This is a genomic window from Streptomyces sparsus (assembly GCF_054776295.1).
This window is the reverse complement of record NZ_BAAHCA010000141.1, coordinates 1-8,285: the sequence shown is the minus strand read 5'-3', so window position 1 is coordinate 8,285 and position 8,285 is coordinate 1. Positions and strand designations below refer to the sequence as shown.

Here is an 8,285-nt window from a genome sequence, read left to right as displayed (position 1 = left end):
CGCCGTTCCCACCGGTGGTCCCGCCGCCGTTGGCACCGCCCGGGTCTCCCGCACCGCCGTTGCCGCCGGAGTCACCGCCGTTGCCGCCGCCGTTGTCACCGCCGCCGAAGAGGCCCGGGGGCAGGGTGATCACGGGCGGCTCGGGGTTCTGCGCACCGCCGTCGGGACGGGCGCCGACCGGGTCACCGGTCCGGCCGCCTTCGCCCCCGTCGCCGTCCTCCTTGTCGCCGCCGGACTTGGCGCGCGGCACCTTGACGGAGTGGAAGGAACTGCCGTCGACGCCTTCGAGCGCACCGGTCATCGCCGACCGCCAGATGGGGCCGGGAAGGCAGCCGCCGCAGACCTTGTCGTAGTACTGGCCGCCGATGGTGATGTCGAACATGTCGATCCGGTGGGAACCGTCGGAGCCCGTCCACACGGCGGTGGACAGCTCCGGGGTGTACCCGACGAACCAGGCGTCGCGACGACGCTCGGTGGTGCCCGTCTTGCCGGCGTTGTCCCGGCCGTCCTGGAGTCCGGCCTTGGTGCCGGTGCCGTCCTCGACGACGCCCTTGAGGATCTGGTTCACGGTGTCGGCGGTGCGCTTGGACATCACCCGCTTGCACTCGCTCTTCGGCGGCTTGAGCTTGTTGCCCTCGGCGTCCTTGACAGCCTCGATGGCGATCGGGGAGCAGTAGGTGCCGCGGTTGGCGAAGGTGGCGTAGGCGTTGGCCATGGCCAGCGGGGTGCTCTCCAGAGCACCCAGCCCCATGGAGGGGGTAGCCTCCAGCACCTTTCCGGTGCCGCTGCGCACGCCCATCTTGGTCGCCATCGTGACGGTCTCGCAGAGACCGGTCTTCTTCAGCAGGTCGATGGAGTAGGTGTTGATGGACTTGCCGAGGGCGCTGGTCATGTCCCAGGTGCCCTTCTCCGATTCGAGTTCGTTCTGCACCGGGTAGTCGCCCGTGCCGTAGGGCTTGTTCTCGCAGGTGCTGAACTCGCTCTGGTCGAACTTGGTCTTCCAGTCGCTGCTGAACGTCTCGGCGGGGCTGATGCCCTTCTCCAGAGCGGCCGCGGCGATGATCGGCTTGAAGGTCGAGCCGACCTGGAAGCCCGCGTAGGAGCCGCCCATCCGGTTGTCCACGGCCAGGTTGATGACCGTCTCGTGCTTCTCCTGTTCCGTGCCGTAGGGGCGGGACTGGGCGAGCGAGAGGATCTTGCCGGTGCCCGGTTCGACGGAGACGACGGAGGCGGCGATCTTGTCCGTCTTGTTCACCTTGCTGGCGGCGGCGTCCGCGGCGGCCTGCTGGGCCTGCGGGGAGAGTGTGGTGCGGATGGTGAGACCGCCCTGCCTCCAGCGGGCGGAACGTTCTTTGTCGGTGCTGCCGAACGCCTCGTTGCGCAGGAACTCCTGCCGGACGTAGTCGCAGAAGAAGCCGGCCTCCATGGTGGCGGTGATGCAGCCGTTCCTGGGCTTGCTCACCTTCAGGCCGAGCGGCTTGTCCTTCGCCTCGTCGGCTTCCTTGGCCGTGAGATAACCGTTGTCGGCCATGCGCTGGAGCACGACGTTGCGTCGCTTCTTCGCTTCCTGACCGTCGTTGACGGGGTCGTACCGGCTCGGTGACTGCACGATGCCGGCGAGCAGTGCCGCCTGCTGGGCGTTGAGGTCCTCGGCCGACTTGGAGAAGTACCGCTGGGAGGCCGCCTCGACACCGTAGGTCTGCTGACCGAAGAAGGTGATGTTGAGGTAGTTCTCCAGGATCTTCTTCTTGCTCAGCTCCTGTTCGAGCTGGATGGCGTACTTCAGCTCCTTGACCTTGCGGCCGATGGTCTGCTGGGTGGCCTGGGCGACCTTCTCCGGGTCGTCGCCGGCCTCCTCCACGAAGACGTTCTTCACGTACTGCTGGGTGAGGGTGGACGCGCCCTCGGTGACCTCACCCTGCTGGGCGTTGCGGTTGAGGGCTCGCAGCACGCCCTTGAGGTCGATCGCGCCGTGCTCGTAGAAGCGCGAGTCCTCGATCGCGACGATCGCCTTCTGCATCCACGGCGACATCTTGTCGAGGGGCACGACGGTGCGGTTGCGGGAGTAGACGTCCGCGATCAGGCCGCCCTCGGAGTCGAGGATGCGGGTCTTCTGACTCAGCGGCGGGCGCTTGAGGTCGGTCGGGATGTGGTCGAACCCCTGGACGGTTTCTTTCGCCGCCAGTCCGGCCATGCCGACGGCGGGCAGGGCGATGCCGGCCAGCACCGCGCCCGAGAGCACGCTGACACCGAGGAACTTGGCGGCCTGCTGGGTCGCGGACAGCCCACCGCCCGAGCGCTTGTTTGCCATGAGAGCAGCCTACGTTCTCGATCGCCGGACAGGGGCGCATCTGTTCGCCTACTCTGTTTGACACCTTCGACAACAGGGCTGTTTCGCAACGTCATACGCATCACTCCTGTGGGTGATGAGAGGCGTCCTGTTATGGCGTCATATGCCAGGAGAAATCACCCCAGCGACTCGACAAGCATCGCCCGAACTGCCCGGATACGTCCCGTAGGTCGCACTTGTCGCACGCTCACTCCGTCGGGTGATCCAGCGCTCACCCATAGTCCAATCGGACCATTCAAGATGGGGCCCGTCGGGGGTGTTGCCTGCTGCCCTGCCTTCCGTAACGTCCTCAACTGGCGACGGTGCATATGCCGTTAGTCGCCGTGGGGGAGCCTCAACTCGGGAGAGGACGGCACCAGCATGAGCCGCTGGGTTACCGACTGGAGTACGCAGGCCGCCTGCCGTACTGCTGATCCGGATGAACTGTTCGTGCAAGGAGCGGCCCAGAACCGCGCCAAGGCGGTCTGCACCGGGTGTCCGGTGCGGACGGAGTGCCTTGCCGACGCTCTGGACAACCGCGTCGAGTTCGGGGTCTGGGGGGGAATGACCGAGCGGGAGCGGCGGGCGCTGCTGCGCCGGCGCCCGACGGTCACCTCCTGGCGCCGCCTGCTCGAGACCGCACGAGCGGAGTACGAGACGTACGACGAGGACTTCGAGGGCGACTGCGAGAAGTACGACGAGAACTACGAGGGCGTGCCGGTCGCCGCGGGCTGACCGGACGCCGGCGCCTGGTCGGCGAGCAGCCGGCCGATCGTGCGCAGCCCGTCCAGGTCGTGCACGTCACCCGCGAGCGCGGCCACCTCCGCCACCGGCACCTCGGGGTGCAGGGCGGTGAACCTGTCACGGGTGCGGCGTTCACGGGCCAGCACCCGCATGCGCTCGGCGTGCAGCCGCAGCAGGCCGGCCGCCAGTGCCTCCACCGGCAGATCGGCGCCCTGCGCCGCGCTGTCCGCCTCGTCGGACGGCGAACCGACGGGGGTGCCGTCAGTACCCCGCAGGCCCTCTGACGGGCCGTGGGACGACTCGGTGCCCCCCTGCGGGGTGTCGTCGACGTGTGCGGACTTCTCGCCGCGCGGGGATGCCCCGTCCTGCGGGGTCGTGCGGGCATCGGGCAGTGGGACGGACGTGGCGGCGGGATCCCTGTCGGCGGGGGAGCCTGAGGGGGAGCCGTCGGGAACATTCCCGGTCTGATGATCCACAATGCCACCGTCCGGAAGGTTTTCCGCGCCGGTTTCCGGACCGGTCTCCTCCGCATTCGCGCCCTCGGCTCGTTCGAGCAGCGTCTCCGCCGCCGACAGGGCGCGCTCCGCCGTCAGTTGGTCCGCGGCGCTGCCGTGCACCCGGTTGAGCACCAGGCCGGCCAGCGGCATCCGGTCGGCGGCCAGTCGCTCGACGAAGTACGCGGCCTCCCGCAGCGCGTCCCGTTCGGGGGCGGCCACCACGAGGAACGCCGTGCCGGGGGCCTGGAGCAGCCGGTAGGTGGCGTCGGCGCGTTTGCGGAAGCCGCCGAACATGGTGTCCATGGCCGCGACGAAGGTCTGCACGTCCTGCAGCAGCCCGGTGCCCAGCAGCTTGCCGAGCGTTCCGGTCACCATGGACAGCCCGGCCATGCCGAGGTTGACGAACTTCAGGCCGGCCCGGCCGCCCGCCTTGGCAGGCGCGGTGAGCAGCCGGATGAACCGGCCGTCGAGGAAGGACCCGAGGCGCTTCGGCGCGTCCAGGAAGTCCAGGGCGGACCGGCTGGGCGGGGTGTCGACGACGATGAGGTCCCACTCGTCGCGGGCCCGCAGCTGCCCCAGCTTCTCCATCGCCATGTACTCCTGGGTGCCGGCGAAACCGGCGGAGAGCGAGGCGTAGAAGGGGTTGTCGAGGATCGCCCTGGCACGGTCGGGGTCGGCGTGGTCCTCGACGATCTCGTCGAAGGTCCGCTTCATGTCGAGCATCATCGCGTGCAGCCGACCGCCCTTCGACGTGTCGACGCCGGCGACCTCACGGGGCGTGTTGTCGAGCTCCTCCAGGCCCATGGACTGGGCCAGGCGGCGGGCCGGGTCGATGGTCAGCACGACGGCCCGGCGGCCGCGTTCGGCGGCGCGCCCGCCGAGTGCGAGGCCGCTGGTCGTCTTGCCGACGCCGCCCGCGCCGCAGCAGACGATGATCCTGGTCCGCGGGTCGTCGAGCAGCGCGTCGACCTCCAGCAGGGGCACGGCGTCCAGACTCACTCGGCTGCTCCTTCGACGAATGCGGAACTCGCGTGCTGGGCGCGCAGCTGCCCGGCCAGCTCGTAGAGGCCGGCCAGGTCCACGCCCTCCCAGAGAAGTTCGAGCTGCGGCGCGGGCAGGCCGAGCGCGGCGATCTCCGTGCGGCGCTCGTCCTCGGTGACGAGCCGGGCCGCGTGCTCCCGGCCCTGCCGCAGCAGCGGGTCGACCAGTCGCTCCGCCTTGCCGCCGCGGCGCGCTCCGCCGAGGCCGGCGGCGACGAACGCCTTGGCCAGGTCACCGCGGGAGGTCTCGGCGACGTCCAGCGCGGCCGGTTCCAGGACGGCGGGGCGGACCATGTTGACGATGACGGCGCCGACCGGCAGTCCGGCGGCACGCAGTTCCGCCACGCCGTCGGCGGTCTCCTGCACGGGCATCTCCTCCAGCAGGGTCACCAGGTGCACGGCCGTCTCGGGGGACTTGAGCACCCGCATGACCGCCTGCGCCTGGTTGTGCACGGGGCCGACCCTGGCCAGTCCGGCCACCTCGTCGTTGACGCCGAGGAAGCGCGCGATGCGGCCGGTGGGCGGCGCGTCCATGACGACCGCGTCGTAGGCGAACTCACCCTTCCGGGTGCGCCGGCGCACCGCCTCGCAGGCCTTGCCGGTGAGCAGCACGTCACGTACGCCGGGCGCGATGGTGGTGGCGAAGTCGATGGCGCCCATACGTTTCAGCGCCCGGCCCGCCGAGCCGAGCTTGTAGAACATCTGGAGGTAGTCCAGCAGGGCCTTCTCGGCGTCTATGGCGAGCGCGTACACCTCACCGCCGCCGGGCGCCACGGCGATCTTGCGCTCCTCGTAGGGCAACGCCTCGGTCTCGAAGACCTGCGCGATGCCCTGCCTGCCCTCCACCTCCACCAGGAGAGTGCGCTGCCCCGCCTCGGCGAGGGCAAGCGCCAGTGCGGCGGCGACCGTCGTCTTGCCGGTGCCGCCCTTGCCGGTGACCACATGCAGCCTGCTCACCCTGGGAAGGGTAACCAGCTTGCCGGGGCATTACCCTCGGGGCCATGACGAAGTGGGAATACGCGACCGTGCCGCTGCTCGTGCACGCGACCAAGCAGATTCTGGACACCTGGGGCGAGGACGGTTGGGAACTCGTCCAGGTGGTGCCGGGCCCGAGCAACCCGGAGCAGCTGGTGGCCTACCTCAAGCGGGAGAAGGGATGAGCGCCGCCGGCGCGGTCGAGCGCAGGCTCGCCGAGCTGGGGCTGACGCTGCCCGAGGTGGCCGCCCCGCTGGCCTCGTACGTGCCGGCCGTGCAGACCGGGCGGTACGTGCACACCGCCGGCCAGCTGCCGCTGGTCGACGGCAAGCTGCCCGTCACCGGCAAGGTCGGCAGTGAGGTGTCGCCCGAGCAGGCCAAGGAGCTCGCCGCGACCTGCGCCCTGAACGCGCTGGCCGCGGTGAAATCCGTCACCGGTGACCTGGACCGCATCGCGCGGGTCGTGAAGGTCGTCGGCTTCGTCGCCTCGGTGCCGCACTTCACCGGCCAGCCGGGTGTCGTCAACGGCGCCAGCGAGCTGCTGGGTGAGGTGCTGGGCGACAAGGGTGTGCACGCCCGCAGCGCGGTGGGTGTGGCGGTGCTGCCGATCGACGCGCCCGTCGAGGTCGAGATCATGGTCGAGCTGGCCGACTGAGCCGTCCGGGGTGGACCCGGCACCGTCGGCCGGTCCGGCCGACGGCGCCGGGTTCGTCCGGCCGATGGCGCCCGCCCGGTTCCCGTGCGTGCGCACAATGGGTCGCATGACTGAGAACAACGGATCCATGCCCGACTGGGAGAAGCGGTTCCGCGCGCCGCGGGTGGGGCTGCCGGAGTGGGCGGAGGACGCGCCCGACCGGTCGCTGTTCGTCTCCAACGCGACCGGCACCTTCGAGCTGTACGCCTGGGACCGCGCCACGGGCGCGCGACGGCAGGTGACGGACCGCCCGAACGGCACCACCGACGGGGTGCTCACCCCGGACGGCGAGTGGATCTGGTGGTTCTCCGACACCGACGGCGACGAGTTCGGCGTCTGGATGCGGCAGCCCTTCGCCGGCGGGCCGGACGAGCCTGCCGCGCCCGGCCTGGCGGCGTCGTACTCGGCGGGGCTGGCCCTGCTGCGGGACGGCGGGGCGGTCGTCGGCCGGTCCACCGACGACGACGGCTCGACCGTGCACGTGGTGCGGCCCGGTGCCGACCCGGTGGAGATCTACCGCAGCCGCGAGTCGGCCGGAGTGGGTGACGTCTCCCGGGACGGTGAGCTGATCGCGATCGAGCACACCGAGCACGGGGACGCGATGCACTCCGCGCTGCGGGTGGTGCGCACCGACGGCACGACCGTCGCCGAGCTGGACGACACCGAGGGCGGCACCCGCGAACTGGGCCTGGCGGTGCTGGGCTTCGCGCCCGGCACGGGTGATCCGCGGCTGCTCGTCGGACACCAGCGGCGGGGCCGCTGGGAGCCGATGGTGTGGAACCCGGTCACCGGTGAGACGTCCGAGCCGACGATCGACCTGCCCGGTGACGTGGCGGCCGAGTGGTGCCCGGACGGAGCCGCGCTGCTGGTCTCGCACAGCCACCAGGCGCGCAGCGAGCTGTGGCGCCACGAGCTGGCGGACGGCCGGACGACACGTCTGGAGACGCCGCCGGGCACGGTCTCGGGGGCGACGGCCCGCCCGGACGGCACCGTCGAGTACCTGTGGTCGTCGGCCGAGCAGCCGCCGGTGGTGCGGTCCAGCAGCGGCGCGGTCGTGCTGGAGTCGCCGGGCCTGCGGGCGCCGGTGTCGGTTCCGGTGACCGACGTCTGGGTGGACGGCCCGGGCGGGTCGGTGCACGCCCTGGTGCAGCAGCCCGCGGGCACGGGCCCGTTCCCGACCGTCTTCGACGTGCACGGCGGCCCCACCTGGCACGACAGTGACGCGTTCGCGGCGCAGCCGGCGGCGTGGGTGGACCACGGCTTCGCGGTGGTCCGCGTCAACTACCGGGGTTCGACCGGCTACGGCCGGGAGTGGACGGACGCGCTGAAGCACCGGGTCGGGCTGATCGAGCTGGAGGACATCGCCGCGGTCCGCGAGTGGGCCGTGTCGTCGGGTCTGGCCGACCCGGCCCGGCTGGTGCTGAGCGGTGGTTCGTGGGGCGGCTACCTGACGCTGCTCGGTCTGGGCACCCAGCCCGACGCCTGGGCGGTCGGTCTCGCCGCCGTCCCGGTCGCGGACTACGTCGCGGCCTACGACGACGAGATGGACGCGCTGAAGGCGATGGACCGCACCCTGCTGGGCGGCACGCCGGAGGAGATGCCCGAGCGGTACGCGGCGTCGTCCCCGATCACCTACGTGGACGAGGTGAAGGCGCCGGTGTACATCTCGGCGGGCGTCAACGACCCGCGGTGCCCGATCCGGCAGGTGGAGAACTACGTGGAGCGCCTTCAGGGCCGCGGCCACCCGCACGAGGTGTACCGGTACGACGCCGGGCACGGCTCGCTGGTGGTGGAGGAGCGCATCAAGCAGGTCCGCCTGGAGCTGGAGTTCGCCCAGCGCCACCTCGGCGGGGGCCCGTCCGGGGAGTGAGCCCGCCGTCCCCGGGGCGGCACCCGTCCCGGGGACGGCCAGGCCGCTACTCGGTGCGGGCCGCCGCGGGCTCGGCCGCCTGTGGTCCGGCCCCGTGGGGTGCGGGCTCGTCTCGTGCGGTCCCGTCGTCGGCGGC

The 8,285-nt window shown here is 71.2% G+C and carries 7 protein-coding genes; 4 read left to right on the top strand and 3 right to left on the bottom strand.

What is annotated here, in order from left to right; genetic code table 11:
* Nucleotides 1–2,311 (bottom strand): transglycosylase domain-containing protein (locus tag ACYVE9_RS10045; RefSeq protein WP_461027416.1); only part of this gene is annotated, 2,311 nt, incomplete at its 3' end.
* Between the two features lie 399 nt (nt 2,312–2,710).
* Here ACYVE9_RS10045 and ACYVE9_RS10040 point away from each other — a divergent pair.
* Complete coding sequence (locus ACYVE9_RS10040) at nt 2,711–3,064, top strand: WhiB family transcriptional regulator (protein WP_461027415.1); 354 nt, start codon at nt 2,711–2,713, stop codon at nt 3,062–3,064.
* Here ACYVE9_RS10040 and ACYVE9_RS10035 read toward each other — a convergent pair.
* Complete coding sequence (locus ACYVE9_RS10035; protein WP_461027414.1) at nt 3,034–4,569, bottom strand: ArsA family ATPase; 1,536 nt, start codon at nt 4,567–4,569, stop codon at nt 3,034–3,036. The two genes, ACYVE9_RS10040 and ACYVE9_RS10035, sit on opposite strands and share 31 nt — an antisense overlap.
* A complete protein-coding gene (locus ACYVE9_RS10030) occupies nt 4,566–5,567 on the bottom strand; it encodes an ArsA-related P-loop ATPase (protein ID WP_461027413.1) in 1,002 nt (333 codons plus the stop codon). Before ACYVE9_RS10030 ends, ACYVE9_RS10035 begins: the two co-directional genes overlap by 4 nt.
* A gap of 44 nt (nt 5,568–5,611) precedes the next feature.
* Between ACYVE9_RS10030 and ACYVE9_RS10025 the strand changes: the two genes are divergently transcribed.
* The 3 genes from ACYVE9_RS10025 (at nt 5,612) to ACYVE9_RS10015 (ending at nt 8,149) form a co-directional block, all read left to right on the top strand.
* A complete protein-coding gene (locus ACYVE9_RS10025; RefSeq protein ID WP_461027412.1) occupies nt 5,612–5,770 on the top strand; it encodes a DUF4177 domain-containing protein in 159 nt (52 codons plus the stop codon).
* Nucleotides 5,767–6,240, top strand: coding sequence for a RidA family protein (locus ACYVE9_RS10020; protein WP_461027411.1), 474 nt, complete (start codon nt 5,767–5,769; stop codon nt 6,238–6,240). The genes ACYVE9_RS10025 and ACYVE9_RS10020 overlap by 4 nt, the downstream gene beginning before the upstream one ends.
* 106 nt (nt 6,241–6,346) lie before the next feature.
* On the top strand, nt 6,347–8,149 hold the full coding sequence (locus ACYVE9_RS10015; RefSeq protein ID WP_461027410.1) for a S9 family peptidase: 1,803 nt from the start codon (nt 6,347–6,349) through the stop codon (nt 8,147–8,149).
* Nucleotides 8,150–8,285 lie beyond the last annotated feature (136 nt).